General features: G+C 67.3%; 21 protein-coding genes. 17 read left to right on the top strand and 4 right to left on the bottom strand.

The features are described from left to right. The first annotated feature begins 51 nt into the window (after positions 1-51). The 5 genes from VLI63_RS09985 to VLI63_RS09965 are packed head-to-tail and all read left to right on the top strand — an operon-like array spanning position 52 to position 3,427. Positions 52-696 carry a TetR/AcrR family transcriptional regulator gene (locus tag VLI63_RS09985; RefSeq protein WP_409156720.1) on the top strand — a complete coding sequence of 215 codons (645 nt, stop codon included), beginning with the start codon at positions 52-54 and terminating at the stop codon, positions 694-696. Continuing rightward, a complete protein-coding gene (truB, locus tag VLI63_RS09980) occupies positions 693-1,622 on the top strand; it encodes a tRNA pseudouridine(55) synthase TruB (protein ID WP_409156719.1) in 930 nt (309 codons plus the stop codon). The genes VLI63_RS09985 and truB overlap by 4 nt, the downstream gene beginning before the upstream one ends. Further along, entirely contained in the window at positions 1,619-1,987 is a 369-nt protein-coding gene (locus VLI63_RS09975) for a hypothetical protein (protein ID WP_409156718.1), read from the top strand. Before truB ends, VLI63_RS09975 begins: the two co-directional genes overlap by 4 nt. 10 nt (positions 1,988-1,997) lie before the next feature. After that, a complete protein-coding gene (locus VLI63_RS09970) occupies positions 1,998-2,465 on the top strand; it encodes a hypothetical protein (protein WP_409156717.1) in 468 nt (155 codons plus the stop codon). Further along, on the top strand, positions 2,462-3,427 hold the full coding sequence (locus VLI63_RS09965; protein WP_409156716.1) for a bifunctional riboflavin kinase/FAD synthetase: 966 nt from the start codon (positions 2,462-2,464) through the stop codon (positions 3,425-3,427). Before VLI63_RS09970 ends, VLI63_RS09965 begins: the two co-directional genes overlap by 4 nt. A gap of 28 nt (positions 3,428-3,455) precedes the next feature. Here VLI63_RS09965 and VLI63_RS09960 read toward each other — a convergent pair whose 3' ends face one another. Continuing rightward, on the bottom strand, positions 3,456-4,388 hold the full coding sequence (locus VLI63_RS09960; RefSeq protein ID WP_409156715.1) for an ROK family protein: 933 nt from the start codon (positions 4,386-4,388) through the stop codon (positions 3,456-3,458). Beyond that, a complete protein-coding gene (locus VLI63_RS09955) occupies positions 4,385-4,723 on the bottom strand; it encodes a hypothetical protein (RefSeq protein ID WP_409156714.1) in 339 nt (112 codons plus the stop codon). The genes VLI63_RS09960 and VLI63_RS09955 overlap by 4 nt, the downstream gene beginning before the upstream one ends. 42 nt (positions 4,724-4,765) lie before the next feature. On the opposite strand from VLI63_RS09955, the gene VLI63_RS09950 reads away from it, so the two are divergent. From VLI63_RS09950 to VLI63_RS09915, 8 genes are all read left to right on the top strand, one after another. Then, positions 4,766-5,281 carry an SRPBCC family protein gene (locus VLI63_RS09950; RefSeq protein ID WP_409156713.1) on the top strand — a complete coding sequence of 172 codons (516 nt, stop codon included), beginning with the start codon at positions 4,766-4,768 and terminating at the stop codon, positions 5,279-5,281. Positions 5,282-5,403: 122 nt separating this feature from the next. Further along, positions 5,404-6,375 (top strand): sugar-binding transcriptional regulator, encoded by a 972-nt coding sequence (locus VLI63_RS09945; protein ID WP_409156712.1) that lies wholly within the window; start codon positions 5,404-5,406, stop codon positions 6,373-6,375. Between the two features lie 3 nt (positions 6,376-6,378). Next, complete coding sequence (gene deoC, locus VLI63_RS09940) at positions 6,379-7,398, top strand: deoxyribose-phosphate aldolase (RefSeq protein WP_409156711.1); 1,020 nt, start codon at positions 6,379-6,381, stop codon at positions 7,396-7,398. 3 nt (positions 7,399-7,401) lie between these two features. After that, the gene (locus tag VLI63_RS09935; protein WP_409156710.1) at positions 7,402-8,919 is read left to right on the top strand and encodes an aldehyde dehydrogenase family protein; all 1,518 of its coding nucleotides are present in this window, start codon (positions 7,402-7,404) and stop codon (positions 8,917-8,919) included. After that, positions 8,916-9,782, top strand: coding sequence for an aldehyde dehydrogenase family protein (locus VLI63_RS09930; RefSeq protein ID WP_409156709.1), 867 nt, complete (start codon positions 8,916-8,918; stop codon positions 9,780-9,782). The genes VLI63_RS09935 and VLI63_RS09930 overlap by 4 nt, the downstream gene beginning before the upstream one ends. Before the next feature lie 69 nt (positions 9,783-9,851). After that, positions 9,852-10,763 (top strand): CAP domain-containing protein, encoded by a 912-nt coding sequence (locus tag VLI63_RS09925; protein WP_409156708.1) that lies wholly within the window; start codon positions 9,852-9,854, stop codon positions 10,761-10,763. A gap of 72 nt (positions 10,764-10,835) precedes the next feature. Beyond that, the gene (locus tag VLI63_RS09920) at positions 10,836-12,344 is read left to right on the top strand and encodes an SDR family oxidoreductase (protein ID WP_409156707.1); all 1,509 of its coding nucleotides are present in this window, start codon (positions 10,836-10,838) and stop codon (positions 12,342-12,344) included. Positions 12,345-12,447: 103 nt separating this feature from the next. Next, positions 12,448-13,041 (top strand): GDSL-type esterase/lipase family protein, encoded by a 594-nt coding sequence (locus tag VLI63_RS09915; RefSeq protein ID WP_409156706.1) that lies wholly within the window; start codon positions 12,448-12,450, stop codon positions 13,039-13,041. A 46-nt stretch (positions 13,042-13,087) separates the two neighbouring features. Here the strand turns inward: VLI63_RS09915 and VLI63_RS09910 are convergent, their stop codons facing one another. After that, a complete protein-coding gene (locus VLI63_RS09910; protein WP_409156705.1) occupies positions 13,088-14,413 on the bottom strand; it encodes a M20/M25/M40 family metallo-hydrolase in 1,326 nt (441 codons plus the stop codon). Between the two features lie 58 nt (positions 14,414-14,471). On the opposite strand from VLI63_RS09910, the gene VLI63_RS09905 reads away from it, so the two are divergent. The 3 genes from VLI63_RS09905 to VLI63_RS09895 all read left to right on the top strand — a co-directional run bounded on the left by VLI63_RS09905 (position 14,472) and on the right by VLI63_RS09895 (position 17,223). Next, positions 14,472-14,840, top strand: a complete 369-nt coding sequence (locus tag VLI63_RS09905) for a DUF6804 family protein (protein ID WP_185203395.1) — start codon at positions 14,472-14,474, stop codon at positions 14,838-14,840. 156 nt (positions 14,841-14,996) lie between these two features. Beyond that, complete coding sequence (locus VLI63_RS09900) at positions 14,997-15,437, top strand: hypothetical protein (RefSeq protein WP_409156704.1); 441 nt, start codon at positions 14,997-14,999, stop codon at positions 15,435-15,437. Positions 15,438-15,663: 226 nt separating this feature from the next. Further along, positions 15,664-17,223 (top strand): stealth family protein, encoded by a 1,560-nt coding sequence (locus VLI63_RS09895; RefSeq protein ID WP_409157232.1) that lies wholly within the window; start codon positions 15,664-15,666, stop codon positions 17,221-17,223. Positions 17,224-17,245: 22 nt separating this feature from the next. On the opposite strand, the gene VLI63_RS09890 is transcribed toward VLI63_RS09895, so the two are convergent. Continuing rightward, complete coding sequence (locus tag VLI63_RS09890) at positions 17,246-18,208, bottom strand: phosphodiesterase (RefSeq protein ID WP_409156703.1); 963 nt, start codon at positions 18,206-18,208, stop codon at positions 17,246-17,248. Positions 18,209-18,574: 366 nt separating this feature from the next. On the opposite strand from VLI63_RS09890, the gene VLI63_RS09885 reads away from it, so the two are divergent. Next, positions 18,575-20,782 (top strand): DEAD/DEAH box helicase, encoded by a 2,208-nt coding sequence (locus VLI63_RS09885; RefSeq protein ID WP_409156702.1) that lies wholly within the window; start codon positions 18,575-18,577, stop codon positions 20,780-20,782. The last annotated feature ends 32 nt before the right edge of the window (positions 20,783-20,814 follow it).

Raw genomic sequence — 20,814 nt, 5'->3', positions numbered from 1 at the left:
TCGAGGGATTACTCAAGAGGACACTAGTTATCGGCTGATAACATGTGAAGAGTGAGCTTCCCAGATACCGACACGGATGCGCCCCTGACCAGAATGCGGTCGGGCGAGCGTCGCGAACTGATCCTCGACGCGGCGATGCGGGTGTTCGGCGACCATGGATATGTCGGCACCACGACCGCCGAGATCGCGCGGGCGGCCGCGGTCAGCCAGCCCTACGTGGTGAAGATGTTCGGCACCAAGGAGAAGCTGTTCGTCGAGGTGTTGCATCGCGCGCTGGACACACTGCTTGCCGCCTTTCGGGCGGCGCTCGCCGAGGACTCCGAGGTGCCGATGTCGCGCCGGATCGGCCTCGCCTATGTGGGACTCGCGGCGCATCGCGGGCTCCTGCTCTCGCTCATGCACGCTTTCGTGCTCGGCGGGAATTCCGCGGTCGGCCCGGTGGCCCGCGAGGGCTTTCTCCGGGTCTACCGGTTTCTGCGCGACGAAGCGGGCTTCACTGTCGACGAATCGCAGAACTTCCTCTCGGGTGGCATGCTGATCAATACGATGATCGGACTGCGGATGACTGACGAATTCGATCGCGACCCGAGCGCGCGAGAGCTCCTGACGGCGGCCTTCCCCGAGAAACTCGACCTGATGCGGAGTCTCACGATGCCTGCTGCCGATTCCGCTTCCGCCGGGGAGTCTTCCGCGTGACCGAGGCGCTCGGTCGCAGCGGCATCCTGCTCATCGACAAGCCCGCGGGAATCACCAGTCATGACGTCGTGGCGCGCACCCGCAAGCGGGCGGGCACCCGCAAGGTGGGTCATGCCGGCACCCTCGACCCGATGGCCACCGGCCTCCTCATGCTCGGCATCAACAACTCGACCCGACTGCTCACCTACCTGGTCGGCCTCGACAAGGAGTACTTCGCCACCATCCGTCTCGGGGCGGCAACCAACACCGACGACGCGGAGGGGGAGCAGACCGAGGTGGCCGAGCCCGGGACGGTCGCCAACCTCACCGAGGAGACGATCTCCGCCGCGCTCAGGCCGCTCACTGGTGCGATCAGCCAGGTGCCGAGCAGTGTGAGCGCCATCCGGGTCGACGGCAAACGGGCTTACACCCTCGTGCGCGAGGGGGAGACGGTGGAGCTGGCGCCGCGCTCCGTGACAGTCTCTGCCCTCGAGGTGCTCGACTCGCGCCGGCACGACGGCTACTACGATCTCGACGTGAGGGTGCGCTGCAGTTCGGGCACCTACATCCGCGCGATAGCCCGAGACCTCGGTGCCGCGCTCGGGGTCGGTGGTCACCTGACCGCGTTGCGGCGAAGCATGATCGGCCCATTCGCCGTCACGGATGCCGCGGAGCTCGAGTCGCTCGATGTGGCCGCGTCACTGCTCTCGCCGGCCACCATCGCGACCGCACTGTTCCCGGTTCTCGCGCTCGACTCCGACCAGGCGGTGGACCTCGGCCACGGCAAGAGACTGGTCGTCGATCGTCCGGAGGGTCCGCAAGGGCCCGTCGCGGCGATCGCGCCGGACGGACGACTGGTGGGCCTGCTGGAGTTCGCCAACGGCGTGGGCAAACCGATCGTGAACTTCCCACCGGACATCCTCACCGCCACGGTGGTGACGCCATGATCGAGTGGTTCACCTGGCTGCAGGTCTGGGTCGCCATCGCCGCTGGCCTGTTCTGCCTCGTGCTCGGCCTGCTCGGCCGACAGCCCAACGACTACTCGCTCGGCGCGACAGCGCTCGTGGAGGTGCTTCTCATCGTCCAGCTGGTCGTGGCGATCGTGGCCCCGTTCGTCGGGAATCCGCCGCGCGGCAGCCTGCCGGAGTTCTACATCTACCTCGTGTCGGCCCTTCTGCTGCCCCCTCTCGCCGCATTCTGGGCGCTGCTGGAGCGCAATCGCTGGGCGACGGTCGTGCTCGGCGTGGTCTGCCTCGCCGTCGCGGTGATGGTCTATCGCATGTATCAAATCTGGGTCTTCCAAGTGGCCTAATCTTGAGGTGATGTCTGCCAACTCCTCTCCCCGCCCGCCGCGGACCAAAACACTCGGAATCGGACGGGTGCTCGTGGCCGTCTACGGCATCCTCGCTCTCGCCGCGACGGGTCGCTCGGTCTTCCAGATCATCGACCGCTTCTCCGAGGCACCGCTCGCGTTCTCGCTCTCGGCGCTCTCGGCGGTCGTGTACATCCTCGCGACGATCGCGCTCGTCGCCCCGGGCGCCGCGTGGTACCGCGTCGCGCGCCTCACCATCGGGTTCGAGCTCATCGGGGTGCTCGTGGTCGGTACCATCAGCCTCGTCGCCCCCGGCCTGCTCGGCCTCCACAGCATCAATCCCTTCGGGCGCGAGGCCACGGTCTGGTCTGCCTACGGACTCGGCTATCTGCTCATCCCGCTCGTACTCCCAGTGCTCGGCCTGCTCTATCTGCGCAGCCAGCGCCCGACGGCCGTCGAGGCGGATGTGCGGGCATGAAGTTCTTTGCCTCCCTCGCTGACGTTCCCCACGACTTCGGGCCTTCCGCCGTCACCATCGGAAAGTTCGACGGGGTCCACTCCGGGCACCGAAGCGTGATCGCACGGCTGCGTCTCGAAGCCGCCGAAGAGGGACTCGTGTCGACGGTGCTCACCTTCGACCGGCATCCGCTCGCCCTGCTGAGCCCGGATGCCCGCCCCGAATCTCTCACGAGCAACGACCAGAAGCGTGCGATTCTGGAGACCACCGGCATCGACGCCCTGGTCATGATCGAATTCACCCACGACTTCAGCCTCAAGGAGCCGCAGGACTTCGTGACGGATGTGCTCGTCGGCACGCTTCACGCGAAGCTGGTGTTCATCGGTCCGGACTTCAAGTTCGGACATCGCGGACTCGGCAGCATCGAGTTGCTCGAACGGCTCGGTCTCGAGCATGGGTTCGAGGTGAGGATGATCGAGGCAGTGCGTCCCCTCGGTGACCGGGTGATCTCCTCCACCTGGATTCGCGACCTGCTTGCCGAAGGCCGGGTCGCCGAGGCGGCGTCCCTGCTCGAGAGGCTGCCGACGGTGCGCGGGATCGTGGTGCCGGGGGAGCGTCGAGGTCGCGAGCTCGGGTATCCCACCGCCAATCTCGCCCGATCCGTCGAGGGCTACGTGCCGGCGGACGGGGTCTATGCCGCCTACGCGACCGTCGACGGCCGGACCATGCCCGCCGCCGTGTCCATCGGCAACAATCCCACGTTCGTCGGGGTGCCCGACAAGCAGATCGAGGCCCACCTGCTCGACGAGGACCTCGATCTCTACGGCAAGACCGTGGAGATCGCATTCGTCGACTACATCCGTGGCATGGAGAAGTTCGCGAGCGTGGGGGAGCTGGTCACCCAGATGACCCACGACGAGGCTCGGGTGCGCCAGTTGCTCGGGATGCCGGAGCGCACCACTCCGATCGGCCCGAGAACGTAGCTGTCCGTCCCGAGCTGGCGGGAACCGTTCAGCCCACGACCTCTGGGCGGTGCACGAGCGCTGCGGCCCCGATGAGCGGACCGTCGCTCGAGAGCCCGGAGGGCACGACCTTCACCTTGGTCACGAAGCCGAACTGCCAGCGTGACGCGATGGCCGTGCGCATGTGATCGAACAGCACCGGCGTCACTTGCGAGAAGCCGCCGCCGATCGCCACGATCTCGAGGTCGACGAGGGAGGTCGCGGAGGCGATCACCTGTCCGATGGCGCGGCCCGAGCGTTCGATGGCGGCGGCGGCGATCGGATCGCCGGCCCGGAAACTCGCTCCGAGTTCTTCACCTGTTGTGCCCGTCCAACCCTGGCGGCGCGCCCACGCGACGGTCTTCGGACCCGAAGCGATGGCTTCGACGCATCCGATCCCGCCGCAGAGGCAGGGGTCGTCGAAGCCGGCGACCTCGACGTGGCCGATGTGGCCGGCGTTGCCGGTGGGGCCGGAGACCGTGTTGCCGTGCAGGATGAGGCCGCCGCCGATGCCGGTCGAGACGATCATCCCCATCACGTTGTCGTAGCCGCGACCCGCGCCCACCCAGTGTTCCGCGAGCGCGATGCAGATGCCGTCCATGCGCAGCAGTACGGGGATGTCGGGAAGGGCGGCCGCGACCTGGTCGCGCAGGGGGTACTCGCGCCACACTCCGAGGTTGAGGGGGGAGACGCGCCCCTCGAGCTCGTTCACCGGCCCCGCGGATCCGATCCCCGCGCCCACGAGAGTCGCACCGACAGGAAGGGCCGCTGCCGCGAGACCGACGACCTCATCGACGGAGAGCGCGAGCTCCGCGGAATCCCGCTCCGGCCCGGTCGGCGCGCGAAAGCGGCTGCCCGGGAGCACGACGCCATCGGGATCGACGAGGGCGGCTTCGACCTTGGTTCCCCCGACATCCACGGCGAGGGCGAAGATCGCGCTCACGCGGCGACCCGTGACGCGATGAAGAGCACGAGATAGTAGAAGGCGAACATCGCGACTATGCCGACCAGTGGCCAGTAGAACGCCCAGCGCCCCCGCACCTCGAAGAGGATGAACAGGGCGGTGCCGGCGAACCAGGACCCCACGGCGAGGATCTTCGTGAAGATGCCGAACACCGGGAGCAGAAACTGGTCCGCGTAGTAACTGGCCAGCGCCAGCATGAAGATGAGGCCCACAAGGCTGAACGCGATGGCGACGACGATGTCGAGGATCACGATGGCTCGCGGCCGGGATCTGCCCGTCGCGGCCGCAGGGATATTCGGCGTCTTCGTCGTCATGGCACCAGCTTATGGGACGGCTCCCGGCGTAAAGTTGTCGGCGTGCCCGCCGCCGAACTGATCTTTCAGCGCGTGATCGACCTGCCGCCGGTCGTCGTCTGGGACGCCCTGGTCGACCCGGATCTGCTTGCCGGTTGGCTCGGTGAGGTGCGGATGCTCCCCGCGGCTCGCGCCGAAGGGGCGGACGGGGGAGCCCCCGCCTTCGAGCTCCTCTGGCCAGGCTCCGGTGCGGGCAAGTCGACCACAGCCACAGTGTCGGCGCTCGAGGCACCCCGGAGGCTTCGGGTCGACACCGATAACCGCGGACGGATCGAATTCAGGCTCGACAGCATTCCCGGCGGCTTGCGGGGATCGAGCACCCAACTCGAACTCCGGGTCGACTCGGGCATCGAGCCCGCGTTCGCCACCGCGGTGCGCTCCGAATGGCAGACCAGCCTCGACCGCCTCGAGAGACTGCTCCATGGGCATCCGGTCGACTGGGCGAAGGTCTCATCGCACTCTGATGGCACAACAGGGGTCGGCGGCACGACGGCCCGTTCGGTGAATTCCCCGGGCTGACACGCTGCTCGGGTGAGCACTCATCGCCGGAGGCGTGCTCACATGAGCAATTGCTGCGCAGATGTTGAAGGACATCGCCCCAGGGCATAACGTGGGGGGAGCGAGACTGACGGGAGCGCGGCATGACGACATCGACCGAGATGCTCTCCGTGCGCGCGGCCGAGCTCTACTACGAGGAGAGCAAGACCCAGGACGAGATCGGCTCCCTTCTCGGACTCACCCGCTGGAAGGTGGGCAGGCTGCTCACCCAGGCCAGGGAACTGGGAATCGTGCGGATCGAGATCGTTCATCCCCGGGCGCGCAAACTGTCGATGGAGCGCGAGCTGCGCGATCGCTTCTCCCTGGCGGATGCGGTGGTCGTGCCGTCGCCCTCTGACGGGTCGAGCGTGGCCGATCGCGTCGCGGAAGCGGCAGCGGACTACCTGCGGGCCCTGCGGCCGGTGCCGGGGACGCTCGGAGTGAGCTGGGGGCGCACGGTCGACTCGATTGCCGATCATCTCCCGCAGGGATGGGCCCGCGGCGTCGACGTCGTGCAGATCAACGGGGGCGTGAGCCTCAATCGTCGCTCGGGCACCGCCGCGTCGACCGCCGTCTCGATCGCGCGTTCCGGGGGCGGGCACGCCACCCTGTTGCCGAGCCCGGCGATCCTCGAGCATCGCGACACCCGACTCGCAATCGAAGCAGACCGTACTGTCGCGGGAGTGCTCGAGCGTGCCGCCGGGGCATCCGCCTATCTCTACAGCGCCGGTGTCGCCGACGCGAGCTCTGTACTGGTCGACAGCGGCTACCTCAGCCGCGAAGACATCGCGATGCTGGTGGCCCGGGGCGCGGTGGGCGACGTCGTCGGACGCTACATCGACGGGGATGGCAACATCGTCGACCACGAACTCGACGGGCGCACTGTGGGCGTCTCGCTCGAACAGTTGAGGGCTGCGGCCGTCGCGATCGCGGTAATTTCGGGTGAGTCGAAGCACGCTATCGCCCGCGCCGTCGTCTCGAGCTCGCTGTGCTCCGTTCTCATCACCGACGAGGCGACGGCGAGAGCCGTGCTCGATCAGGAAGATTCCGGCACCACGATCCAGGAAAGAAGCTGAACCATGACGATCCACCAGGCGGCACCTCTCGTCGCCGTGCCTCTCGCGCCGGCCGAACGCGCGATCCAGCTCATCGGCGGTGACCTCACCGAGAAGAGCCTCCGACTTCATCTCGAAGGACTGACCGGGGTGGATGCCGTCGGCCTCGAAGCCCGCGCAGCCTCGCTCGGTACCCGTTCGATCAAGACCACCTCGAAGGCCTGGGCGCTCGACCGCATCATCGAGCTCATCGACCTCACGACGCTCGAAGGGTCGGATACCCCGGGCAAGGTGCAGTCGCTCGTCGCCAAGGCGATGATCCCGGATTCCTCCGATCTGACGACGCCGAGGGTGGCTGCGGTCTGCGTCTACGGCGACATGGTGCCCTACGCGGTCGAGGCCCTCGGATCCGCCGGGGGAGAGGCGGGCATCCACGTCGCCGCCGTTGCGACGGCCTTCCCGAGCGGGCGCGCCTCCCTTCCGGTGAAGATCGCCGACACCAAGGATGCCGTGCGCTTCGGTGCCGACGAGATCGACATGGTGATCGACCGTGGGGCGTTCCTCTCCGGCCGCTATGGACTCGTCTTCGACCAGATCGTGGCGGTGAAGGAAGCCTGCCGCCGCGAGGACGGTTCCTTCGCGCACCTCAAAGTGATCCTCGAGACCGGCGAACTCACCACCTATGACAATGTGCGCCGGGCATCCTGGCTCGCGATCCTGGCCGGAGGGGACTTCATCAAGACCTCCACCGGCAAGGTGGCTCCCGCCGCGACTCTTCCCGTCACGCTCCTCATGCTTCAGGTGGTGAACGACTGGTATCGGCTCACCGGCGAGAGGATCGGCGTCAAACCGGCCGGAGGCATCCGAACCTCGAAGGACGCGATCAAGTATCTGGTGACCGTCGCCGAGACCGTCGGTGAGGAGTGGCTGCAGCCGCACCTCTTCCGGTTCGGGGCTTCGAGCCTGCTCAACGACGTGCTGCTTCAGCGCCAGAAACTCAACTCCGGCCACTACAGCGGCCCCGACTACGTAACGGTGGACTAGACCATGACCTTTCTCGACTACGCTCCGGCGCCCGAATCGACAGCGATCCTCAACCTCCGCGAGAGCTACGGCCTCTTCATCGACGGCGAATTCTCCGACGGGCACGGGGAGTCATTCCACACGATCTCCCCGGCGACCGAGCAGAAGATCGCCCGGATCGCCACCGCGGATGTCTCGGACGTCGACCGCGCCGTCGCGGCCGCCCGTCGCGCCTACAGCCGCACGTGGTCGAAGCTCTCGGGCGCCGACCGCGGCAAGTACCTGTTCCGGATCGCGCGTCTCGTGCAGGAGCGGGCGCGCGAACTCGCCGTCGCGGAGAGCCTCGACAACGGCAAGCCGATCCGGGAGTCTCGCGATGTGGACGTGCCTCTCGTCGCCGCGTGGTTCTTCTACTACGCCGGCTGGGCCGACAAGCTCGACTACGCCGGCCTCGGCCCGAATCCCCGCTCGCTCGGCGTGGCCGCACAGGTGATCCCGTGGAACTTTCCGCTCCTGATGCTGGCGTGGAAGATCGCCCCGGCGCTTGCGGCCGGCAACACCGTCGTGATCAAGCCCGCCGAAACCACCCCGCTCACCGCGCTCATCTTCGCGGAGATCCTGCAGCAGGCCGATCTGCCGGCCGGCGTCGTGAACATCATCACGGGAGCAGGGGACACCGGTTCCCTGCTGGTGAATCATCCGGATGTCAACAAGGTCGCCTTCACCGGATCTACCGCGGTCGGTCGCGCCATCGCCCGTTCCACCGCCGGCTCTGGCAAGAAGCTGACCCTGGAGCTCGGCGGCAAGGCGGCGAACATCGTGTTCGACGACGCGCCGATGGACCAGGCGATCGAAGGCATCGTCAACGGGATCTTCTTCAACCAGGGCCACGTCTGCTGCGCCGGATCGCGCCTCCTCGTGCAGGAGAACGTGAAGGACGAGGTGGTCGACCGGCTCAAGGCCCGGCTGTCGACGCTGCGGCTCGGCGACCCGCTCGACAAGAACACCGACATCGGCGCGATCAATTCCCGTGCCCAACTCGACCGCATCCGCGAACTCTCCGACATCGGGGAACAGGAGGGCGCCGAGCGGTGGAGCGCGGACTGCGAGATTCCGAAGAACGGATTCTGGTTCGCGCCGACCATCTTCACCAACGTGTCCACGAGCCACCGCATCGCCCGGGAAGAGGTCTTCGGACCGGTGCTCAGCGTTCTGAGCTTCCGCACCCCGGCAGAGGCGATCTCGAAGGCGAACAACACGCCCTATGGACTCTCGGCCGGCATCTGGAGCTCTAACGGCAGCCGGGTGCTCGGTGTCGCCGACAAGTTGCGGGCCGGAGTGGTCTGGGCGAACACCTTCAACCAGTTCGATCCGGCCAGCCCCTTCGGCGGCTACAAGGAGTCGGGCTACGGCCGGGAGGGCGGTCGCCACGGTCTCGCGGCGTACCTGGAGTCGACCGGTTGGGATTCCCCCGGTGGTCGAGCAGCGAGCCCCCGTGAGCGTATCGAGACCTCCTCGAGCAAGAAAGCAGCAAGCAAATGACCCGCCTCGCCGTACCCAAGACCTACAAGCTGTACATCGGCGGCAAGTTCCCGCGCAGCGAGTCCGGGCGGGTCTACGAGATCACCACCGCGAAGGGTCAGTTCCTCGCCAATGCGGCTCGGGCATCCAGGAAGGATGCCAGGGATGCCGTAGTCGCGGCCCGCGCCGCGCACTCCGGCTGGGCCGGTGCAACCGGCTACAACCGCGGTCAGGTGCTCTACCGCATCGCCGAGTTGCTCGAGGGTCGTCGTGCCCAATTCGTGGACGAGTTGCGCCAGAGCGAAGGCCTCTCCGAATCAGCGGCCCAGAAGCAGGTCGATACCGCCATCGATGTGTGGGTCTGGTACGCCGGCTGGGCGGACAAGTACGTGCAGGTGGCCGGCAACGGCAACCCGGTGAGCGGACCGTACTTCAACATCTCCACCCCGGAGCCGACGGGGGTGGTGGCGATCATCGCCCCGCAGGAGTCGAGCCTGCTCGGGCTGGTCAGTGTCATCGCGCCTGCCCTCGTCAGCGGCAATACGGTGGTGGTGGTCGCGAGCGAACGAGCTCCTCTCTCCGCGATCAGCCTGAGTGAGGTGCTCGCCACGAGCGATGTTCCCGGGGGAGTGGTCAATGTGTTGACCGGGTCGGCCGCCGAGATCGCTCCGTGGCTCGCGAGTCACGCCGACGTCAATGCGATCGACCTCGCGGGTGCCGGCGACCTCGCCGGAGAGCTCAGTTGGATCGACCTCCAGATCGCCGGTGCCGAAACACTGAAGCGGGTGCTCCCCCCCGAGAGCGGCGTGCCCGCGCCATCCGTCGAGCGCATCACCTTCTTCACGGAGACGAAGACGGTCTGGCACACGAAGGGGATCATCTAGCGGCGACGAGGACTGTCTGCCCCCGGTTTGGGGGCGCTTCCGGCAGGGGGGCGCGTCTAGGCTGGGCTGATGGTGCATCGGGGGATAGCGGCTGTTCGGCGCGTGGGGGCGACCCTCGCCGTCGCCATTATCGTGGGATTCGCTCTCACCTCGATTGGCGTGAGCAGCGCATCGGCCTCCGAAGCCGACACGATCGCCTCCCTGGTGAACCAGGCCAGGGCGAGCGCGGGACTTCCCGGCCTCATCCATAATCCGGCGATGGATGCCGTGGCGCAGCAGTGGGCGAACCAGATGGGTGCCGCCAATTCGATGACCCACAACCCCGACTACAGCACCCAGATTCCGTCCGGCTGGAGTCGTGCCGGCGAGAATGTGGCGATGGGCCAGCCCACCCCCTCGGCCATGCACACGGCGTGGATGAACTCACCCGGTCACCGGGCCAATATTCTGGGTGACTTCACCGACATCGGGATCGCCTTCGTTACCGTGAACGGCACCACCTGGGGTGCGGAGGACTTCGGCAAATACGCCGGACACGCGGGTGCACCTGCCCCCGCTCCCGCGGCGGCTCCGGCCCCGGCCCCGGCGGCTCCCGCGCCCGTGGCAAAGGCAGCAGCAGCGCCGGCTCCGGCCGCCGCGCCGGCTCCCGCACCGGTGGCGGCGCCCGTGGTTAACGCTCCGGTTGCCGCCGCACCGGCCACCGCCACCCCGACCACTGCGTCCACACCCGTTCCGGCATCGACTCCCTCGGTCGCTTCCACTCCGCGGGCCACCGCGAGTGCGAAAGCGACCGAGCGACGCGTGCAGCCTTCGGCGTCGGGGAGTTCCGAGTCATTCCTGCTCAGTGCGTCCGATTCCGCGGTCCAGAAGCCGTTCCCGATCGGTTATGTCATCGGGGGCATCCTCGTGATCCTCGGCATCGGCGGCGGCATCTACGGTCAGCGGATGCGAATCCGCGGCCGCAAACCGCCAGACACCTAGCGCGCGCCGACAGGCCAGTCAACCCGCCAGTGTTTTCTGCGGTTTTCCAGCCAGTCTCCCTAGGGTTGTGCCATGGCTGAAGCAGCGCAGACCGGCAAGAGAGTACTCGTCACCGGTGCGACCGGGTACATCGGAGGTCGCCTCGTGCCGCGACTTCTCGAGGCGGGATATCGCGTGCGGGTGTTTGTGCGCAGTCCTCTGAAACTCACCGACGTGCCGTGGATCGACGATGTCGAGATCGCGACCGGTGACCTCGCCGATGCGCGCAGTGTCGCCAAGGCCCTCGAAGGTATCGACGTGCTCTACTACCTCGTCCACTCGATGGGGGCGAAGGGGGACTTCGAGCAGATCGAACGTTCCGCAGCGACCACCGTCGCAACGGCGGCGAAGGCGGCGGGTGTCTCGCGCATCGTCTACCTCGGCGGCTTGCATCCCGACGGCGAACTCTCCCCCCACCTGCGCTCGCGCGCGGAGGTGGGCCGCATCCTGCTCGACTCCGGAGTGCCGACGGCGGCGCTCCAGGCCGGCGTCGTGATCGGCTCCGGCTCGACATCGTTCGAGATGGTTCGCCATCTCACCGACGTTCTCCCGTACATGCCGGCGCCGAAATGGGTGCGCAACTTCATCCAGCCGATCGCGATCCGTGACGTGCTCTACTACCTCGTTGAGTGCGCCGAACTGCCGGACGACGTCAACCGCAGCTTCGACATCGGCGGGCCGAATGTGCTGCGCTACGGTCAGATGATGAACGGCTACGCGCTCGAGGCCGGACTGAAGCAGCGCCCGATCGCCTCCCTACCGGTGCTCACGCCGTGGTTGGCTTCGCAATGGGTCAACCTGGTCACCCCGATCCCGCGGGCTCTCGCCGTGCCGATCATCGCCTCGCTGCAGTACGACTGCGTGGTGCACGAACACGACATCGAGAACTTCATCCCCGATCCCGAGGGTGGACTCACGCCCTATCGGCGATCGGTGCGGCTCGCGCTCGGCAAGATGAGGGATGGCGCGGTCGAGACGAGCTGGCAGGATTCCGCCGTGCGGGGTGCGCCGAGCGACCGCCTTCCGAGCGACCCGGAGTGGACCGGTCACACGGTCTACACCGACCTGCGCGAACTCCACTCGACCGCGCCGTCCGACCAGGTCTGGAGGGTGATCGAGGGCATCGGTGGCGACAACGGCTGGTACTCCTTCCCCCTGGCGTGGGCTGTTCGCGGCTGGATGGACAAGGTGGTCGGGGGAGTGGGTCTCCGACGAGGGCGACGAAACGCGGCCCATCTCAACGCGGGGGATGCCCTCGACTTCTGGCGGGTCGAAGAATTGGACCGCGGCCGTTTCCTGAGGTTGCGAGCCGAGATGAAGGTGCCCGGCGGCGCCTGGCTCGAACTGAGCGTGACACCCAACGCGGAGAGCGGCGGATCCAACTATCGCCAGCGGGCGGTGTTCTTTCCGCAGGGGCTCGGCGGGCGGCTCTACTGGTTCAGTATCCTGCCGTTCCACGGCGTGATCTTCGCCGGTATGGCGAGCAAAATCACCCAGACCGCCGAAGCGCAAGTGCTCGCCGATGCGCGTGTCGTTCGGTGACGGAACACGCCGAACTGGTTGCTTCCCTAGCGTTTCCCAGCACTGGCAGGGATGATGGAAGGGCACCTGCCGGTGATCCGGCGCGACCTTGGGAGGTCACACAATGACTGCAGACACCGTAGTTTTTCTCGGCGACAGCCTCACACAGGGCGGCGATTGGGCCGGATGGTTTCCCGATCTGACCGCGGTGAACCTCGGGATCGGCGGCAACACGACCGATGATGTGCTCGGTCGACTTGACTCCGTGGTGGAGCTCGACCCCGACGAAATCGTGCTGCTGATCGGCACCAACGACCTGGGGATGCGACGCAACGTCGAGAGCCTCGTTCGCAACATCCAGTCCATTCTCGTGCAGCTGCGCCGCGACCTTCCCGGGTCGAGGATGCTCGTGCAGTCGATCATGCCGCGGGGGCGCGAGTTCTCCGATCGCATCCACGACGCGAACATCCACCTGCGCCAGTTCTCGGCGACCGTGCACGCGCAGTTCCTCGACCTCTGGCCGGCGATGGCCCTCGACGACGGCGAACTGAACCCAGCGTTCTCGGACGACCGGCTGCACCTCAACGACGCGGGCTACGAGGCCTGGCTGTCCGAGCTGCGCCCCGCGCTCGTGCGGCTGCGCGACCTGCCGCCCATGACCAGCCCGATTCGAGCCATCATGCTCGACGACTACGCGCGTCCCACACCGCAAGGCTGAACCAGAGCCACCCGGGCGGTCGTCGCGGGCGGCCAGCGCCGGAGAGTCAGAGTCGGCCGATCAGCCGCGTGTAGAAGTCGACGCCGCGCAGCAGCGTCGACACGTGCATCCGCTCGTCGATCGCGTGCAGCGTGCCGCGTTCCTCCGTCGACATCTCGAAGGGGCTGAAGCGGTAGACGAATTCGCTGATCCGCGCGAAGTAACGGCTGTCGCTCGCGGCCATCATCACGTACGGGGTGACGATCGTGCCCGGATAGGCCTGTTCGATGGTCGATCGCACGAGTTGCCAGGCGGCACCGCTGGTCGGTGACACCGGGGAGGGCTCGTTGGGGTGCAGAACGTCGAGGCGCACCAGTGGGTCGTCGATCGACCGCCGCACGTGCTCGACGGCATCCGCCACCGAGGAGTCGATGGCCACCCGGATGTTCACGGTGGCCACCGCGCGTTCGGCGAGCGCATTGGCTGCCTGGCTCGCCTGCAGCATCGTCACGGCCTGCGTGGTGCGGATCATCGCGCTCGTCTCCGGCCCGAGACGTCCGAACAGCACGAGCAGCAGCGGTTTGGTCAGCCAGAGATTCGTGAAGATCCAGCGGAGGGGCGAGGAGGCGTGGGCGCCGAGCGTGCGGATCATCTCGATGGTGGTCGGCGTGAATCCGGCGCGGAATGGCCGGTTGTTGAGGCGGACGATGGCCGCGGCGAGACGCGCGGTCGCCGAGATTCGCGGCGGGGTTGAGGCATGGCCGCCGTGCTGCTCGACGGTGAGGGTGAGGCTGAGGATGCCCTTCTCGCTCACGCCGACCACCGCGATCGGGCCGGTCACGCCGGGGAAGATGTCTTCCACAACGGCACCGCCTTCGTCGATCACGAGGGAGGGACGGATGCCGCGGGACTCGAGGAGCTCAACGATCGCGCGAGCTCCGCTGCCCTCGGTCTCCTCGTCGTGGCCGAAACTCAGGTAGATGTCGGCTTCCGGCTGGTGTCCGGCGGTGACCTGAGCCTCGACACCTTCCAGGATGCAGGCGAGCGAGCCTTTGTCGTCGAGGGTGCCCCGCCCCCAGATCAGCTGATCGACGCCCGATCCGACCAGTTCCGCGGCGAAGGGCGGATGGGTCCAGCCTTCGTCCGTCGCCGAGACGACGTCATAGTGCGCCATGAGCACCGTCGGTGGAGCGTCGGTGCGCCCCTCCCAGCGATACAACAGCGAGTGTCCGTTCACCAGTTCCCGGCTGAGCGCGGAATGGGTTGCCGGGTAGAGCTCGGGAAGAAGGGCGATGAGGGCGTCGAACGGCGCCCAGTCGGTGTCAGCCGGGTCGAGCCTCGAGATCGTCGCGAGTCGCACGAGGGCCTGGAGGTTGGCGACGGGATCTGGCATGGGTCCATCCTGCAACACGGGGCACGTTCGCGCGGGTCGCCTGCGAGAGAATGGACCAATGACCTCGTACCCGACACCCGAATTCCGGCGTCCGGCCCTGGCCCCGGGCATCCTCGGGGCGATCGTGCTGATCGCGGGGCTCGCGCTCCTCGACAACCCCGGCGGGTATCTCTTCATCAAGTTCGGGGTCGCGATTCTCGCGCTGATCATGTGCGTCTTCGCCTGGCAATCCGGGCAGTGGTGGTGGATCATCGGGCTCGCCGCCATCGCTGTGGCCTGGAATCCGATCTGGCCATTCGCCCTCAGCGGGCAGATCTGGGTCGCATCGCAGTTCGTGGCGGCGCTGCTGTTCGTCGCCACCGGGCTCCAGGTGAAGGTGGTCAATCCCGAGGATCGCAACCGGTCGAAGGCTGGAGCCCGACGCTGAGTCGTTCTCCTCTCGGCACATGGGCTCTCTCAGCCCACCCATAGCTCCCTGGGGGCTGCCTGGAGGGCGACATCGTGGAGACGCATAGTCGTGGCGTCCACAGTGGAGCTCCGGGTGAAAAGTATCGTTCACCCCAGAACCCGTCAGGAGAACGTCATGGTCGACACGAGCCCGCAGAGCCAGAACCCCGAGCACGAGACTCCGAAGGGCGGCGCGCCGGCGGCCGAGAGCACTACCGCTCCGATTGATCACCCGGGGGCCGAGACTGTGCCGCCGTCCGCCGCGCCTGTGGCTGCGGCGGCACCCCGGTCGAAACGAGGACTCATTCTGGCCGGCACCATCGTGGCGGCGGTCATCGTGGTCGGCGGAATCTTCGGCGGCGGCGTGCTCGTCGGCACCTCTGTCGGCGCGACCCACGGGATCATCGACGCCCGGCAGGGTCCCGGGGGCTTAGACCACCGGGGAGACCGGGGTGATGGCCCGGCAACCGGGGTCGCGCCCGGCACCGGCACGAAGGCGACACCGCCCTCGGGCACTCGCCCTGACGGCGGCCAGCGTGGAGGATCCGACGGAACTCGGGGCCCATCGAACGGCTAGGGCCCCGCTCCACTGGTCAGGTGGCACGGCATCGGGGCCCGGCTCGATCCCCGCGCGCTCCGCACGCGCTAAAATGGGCGAGGCTGGAGATCCGCGCCTCACGACGGCAGCGGATCGGGCTCGAACGATTGGGCTCACAGTGACCGAAAAGACGACGAACCAGGGTCTTCCGCACGTTCCGGCGCACCTCGCGGCGCAGGCCAGGGCGGAGACATCCGGGCTTCCGATGGGCGAATCGGCCCTGCCCCCGCTCACGCTCCGATCCGACCTGGTGCTCGCCAAGGGGCGACTCGCGCTGCTCAACACCGGCGCGACGCCGCAGGAGGCGATGGTCGAAGACCTGCTCTTCGTGCGCTCGGTGCTGGATGTCGCCGGTATCGACTTCCTGCTGGTGCGCGGCAACGACAGCCGCCCCGTGCTCGCGGTCGACTGGCGGGACCGAAAGGTGCTGTGCACCGCACTCGCCCGAGCCTGTGTCGACGAACCCTTCTACTCCAAACCGGCGGACGGATCCCGCGGCGAGACCGTGTTGCTCGCCGATGGCCGGCTCGCCAAGGACTCGAAGACGCGGGCCGTCGTCCTGTTCCGTCCGCGCATCACCGCCGAGGGGGCCCTGCGCTACGGAGCGGCCACCGGGGTGCGCCTCGAGCTGTGGAAGTCCACGGCGGATGCCTACCTCGCGCCGGACGAGAACGCCCTGATGCGCGTGACGCTGCCGCGCGAGGAAGCAGTGCGCGGCACGGTCGCCCTCTACGGACAGGACTGGCCGACCCTCGAGGGGATGTTCTCCCCCCAGGCCCAGGACATCGACTTCGACATCGATCTGGTCTTCTCCTGGGTGGACGGCGCCGCGATCGAGTGGCAGCGAGCCCGTGCCCGTCGGATGAAGGCCTACGTGGTCGGCGAGGGGGACGACTCGCACGCGCGTTTCCGCCAGCTCGACGAACTGAAGTACGCCCTGCGCTCCGTCTACCTCTTCGCGCCCTGGGTGCGAAACATCTACATCGTCACGGATTCCCCGCGACCGGAATGGCTCGCAGAGCATCCGCGGGTCACGATCGTGCCGAGTGAGGAATTCTTCGCCGACCCCTCGGTGCTCCCCACCCACAACTCCCAGGCTGTCGAGAGCCAGCTGCACAACATCCCGGGCCTCAGCGAGCACTTCCTCTATTCCAACGACGACATGTTCTTCGGCCGCGCGGTCTCGCCCGACATGTTCTTCTCACCGGGCGGGGTGACCAAGTTCATCGAGGCCACCACGCGCATCGGCATGGGGGAGTCCAATCTGGCTCGCAGCGGCTTCGAGAACGCCGCGAGGGTCAACCGGCGTCTCATCCAGGAGCGGTTCGGGCGCACGATCACTCGTCATCTCGAACACACCCCGACTCCGCTGCGCAAATCGGTCATGCAGCAGCTGGAGGCCGAATTTCCCGAAGATTTCCGGCGTACCGCGGCGAGCACCTTCCGCTCGGCGACGGACATCTCGGTCACCAACTCGCTCTACCACTACTACGCCTGGGTCACCGGTCGGGCCGTCGCCCAGACGGATGCCACGGTGAGGTACGTCGACACGACGATGCGTGCGGGGCTCGCCGAGATGACGACACTGCTCAAGAAGCGCAACATCGACATGTTCTGTCTCAATGACGGCAGTTTTCCAGAGTTGACGGCGGAGGAGCGCGCGGCGGCGGTCCGCTCGTTCCTCGACTCGTATTACCCGATCGCGGCGCCGTGGGAGCGGCCGGTCGTCGACGCGGACGGACCGGAAGTCGAGCCGCAGTCCTAGCTCGGCCTACCGCAGGTTCGGGTCAGACGACGGCCAATTCGCGCGTCGGTGGGTGAAGCTCTTCGTCGGTGATCGGTGCCTCAACCGGTGCCGGACGCGTGCGGCTCGCGGGGAACTCGACACCGTGGCGGGCGAGGATCAGGGCGGTCTCTGCCGCATCGACATAGGACACTGCGGCATCCTGGCCGAGGGGAACCACCGAGTGGAGCACGGTGTTCTCGTAGACGTGCACGAGGTTGAATGCCTGCGCGCCGTCGCGGCCGCGGGTGCCTCCCACCGGCACATTGAGGTCCTGAGTATAGCAGGTGGCAGAGGCGACCGAGACGGGTATCCCGGCGAAGGTCGAGTTGGTGGAGTAGTGGAGGTGACCGGCGATGATGCTGCGCACGTCCGATCCCTGAAGCACCTCGGCCAACCCGGCCTGGTCGCGCAACTCGACCAGCACGGCGAGATCCAGCACGCTCGGGATGGGCGGGTGGTGCATTGCAAGGATGGTGCCGTGAGGCGCGGGGGAGGCGAGCTCCTCGGCGAGCCAGTTGAGCTGGGCGTCGGTCACCTCACCATGGTGGTGGCCAGGAACGGTCGAGTCGAGGGCGATGATGCGCAGTCCACCGACCCAGTGCACCCGGTCCACCGGAGCCGAGGACGGATGCTGCCCGAGAAGGGTCTCGCGGAAGGCACCGCGGTCGTCGTGATTGCCCATCACCCAGACCACCTGTGCGCCATAGCGGAGCGCGGCCAGCTCGACGATCGCCTTCAGCTCCTCGTAGGCCACCGGATCACCGACATCCGCGAGGTCCCCGGTGATGATGATCGCCTCTGGGGTGGCCCCGGAGGCATCGAGTTCGCAGAAGAGCTGGCGCAGGTGGGTCTCGCTGTCGACCGAGCCTCCGTAGAGCCCCGCACCGCCGGCCACGAAATGGGTATCGCTCAGGTGGACGATGAAGTGGTCGGGCCGTGGATATTGGGCCGTGTAACCGGACATGCGCCAATCCCATCACTCCAAGCTGGCCGGCTGGTGAACAAACTGCGGCGATCCCTACCCCAAATCGGGGGAGAGTCGTACACGGATGGGACTGGGGACGGCCTAAACTGAGTGCAGCACCCGTTCATCCCGCGTGTGGCCTCGGCCCCGGGTACCTGAGACTTCTCGGCACCCGATGGCCCGATTCACCACTGTCTGACTCTTCACCGGTCCGACTGAGTTGCCCGCTTCGGGCGGCTCCACTCGGGATTGCTCGGTCACCATTGGCACGTTCGCGTGCGGCCAGCCGGTCCCTGAATTCGAGGGACACCTCCCCAGGGGGAGATCGGTCGACGCGCAGACGGTGCTCAGAGACGCAGGAGAAGCATGGCTCGGTCCGGCCAGGGACAGTCCGCCCAGAACCAGAGCGCCCAGAATACGGGTGGCTCGGGCAAATCGACTCGCCGTTCCTCGGCGAAGAAGCCGGCGCAGCAAAAGTCGCAGCAGCGCCGCTCGCGGGGGACCGACGACGCCGGCGTCATCCCGGTTCTGGCCCGCGCCGTGCGCGAGGTCGAGGGGGCCGCCGAGCGCGGCAAGGTCGGACCATCCAACCGCACCAAGTTCCAGGTGATCGCCCTGCTGATGCGCGAAGAGCGTGCGCGCGCCAAGGCCGACCGTGAGGTGACCGATGCCGAGCGTACCGAGGTGCTGAAGCGTCTCGACGGCGTCGCCACGATTCTCGCCAAGACCGCCGCACGGGACACCTCGCTCATCCAGCTGCTCGCCGAAGAGACCGCCGTCACGGATGCCGCGCGCACGCTGCGTCGGGACATGCTGATCGCGGCGGGAACCGAGCTCTCGCCCGACGAACTGATCATCGTGAAAGAGCCGGATCCCGTGGCGCCGGCGGCCGAACGGCAGGTGGTGCCGCAGTCGGTGATCGCCCGTCAGCTCTCCAACCCCTTCCTCGCCCCCGACTTCAGCCAGAGCGTGAAGGTCGCGCCGGTCACGCACCGACTGGCCAACTGGGAGCTGCTCGAGCCCCTCTTCCGGGCATTCGAATACGGCTCCGGTGGACAGGTCGCGAGCATGGACCTCCCCGACCCGACTGCCGCCGACCTGAGGGTGCCAGCGGGTCTCGAGCTCTTCCACCACCAGGCAGAGTTCATCGCGAGCGCCCGCGAGGGTCACCGCAGCTATCTTCTCGCCGACGAGCCCGGACTCGGCAAGACCGCGCAGGCACTGCTCGCCGCGCAGGTCTCGGGTTCCTATCCGCTGCTCGTGGTCGTGCCCAACGTCGTGAAGATGAACTGGGCGCGGGAGGTTGAACTCTGGACACCGCAACGCTCCGCAACGGTCATTCACGGTTCGGGTGAGAACCTCGACGCCTTCGCCGATGTGGTGATCGTGAACTACGACGTGCTCGACCGGCACATGGGCTGGCTCGGCACGCTCGGATTCAAGGGCATGGTGGTGGACGAGGCCCACTTCATCAAGAATCGCGAATCGCAGCGCTCGAAGAACGTGCTCGCTCTCGCCAAGAGCGTCCGCGCCCGCTCGCCGCGCGCGCTGATGATCGCCCTCACCGGGACCCCGCTCATCAACACGATCGAGGACTTCCGGGCGATCTGGCAGTTCCTCGGCTGGATCGACGGCGAGAAACCGACGGCACGGCTGATGCAGGAGCTCGAGGAGAACGGCCTCACCCCGGCTGATTTCGGCTTCTTCGCCGAGGCCCGCCAGACGGTGATCGACATGGGGATCGTGCGCCGCAAGAAGATCGATGTGGCCGCGGACCTGCCTTCCAAGCGCATCGCCGACCTCCCGGTGGAACTCGACGACGACCTCGGCCGGTCGATCCGCCAGGCCGAGCGCGAACTCGGGCTCCGGCTGCTGTCGCGCTACCGCGCCCTGCTCAAGGCACGCAGCGAGACTGCGGACATCCCCTATCCGGAACTCGTGCGGATGGTCGCGAAAGCCGAGCTCGAGGAATCGAAGGCCGCGAAGACCGGCGAGAACGTCTTCACCATGGTGCGGAAGATCGGACAGGCGAAGGCGGTGCTCGCCGCGGACTACACCGCCCAGCTCGCGCGCTCCGTCGGCAAGGTCGTGTTCTTCGCGAAGCACATCGACGTGATGGACATCGCAGAAGAGACCCTGGCAAAGCGCGGGCTCACCACGGTGTCGATCCGCGGAGACCAGACTGCCGCTTTCCGCCAGAAACAGGTGGATGCCTTCAACAACGATCCAGCGGTCTCCGTCGTCGTCGCCTCCCTCACCGCCGCCGGCGTCGGCCTGAACCTGCAGGCAGCGTCGAACGTCGTGCTCGCGGAACTGAGCTGGACGAGCGCCGAGCAGACCCAGGCGATCGACCGGGTTCACCGAATCGGCCAGGCCGAGCCGGTGACCGCCTGGCGGATCATCGCCTCGCAGACCATCGATGCCAAGATCGCCGAGCTGATCGACAGCAAGGCCGGCCTCGCCGCCCGCGCTCTCGACGGAGACGACTCCGACGTCACGGGGGAGTCCAGTGTGCAGCTCGACGCCCTCGTCGCCCTCCTGGAAGACGCGATCGCCGCGGCAGACCGCACCTGACCCGAGTCACGGACGTGTGCGGATTCTGAGCC

It is taken from the genome of Lacisediminihabitans sp. H27-G8, assembly GCF_046156175.1.
Lineage (GTDB): Bacteria > Actinomycetota > Actinomycetes > Actinomycetales > Microbacteriaceae > Lacisediminihabitans.
This window is presented reverse-complemented; position numbering and strand designations above follow the sequence as displayed.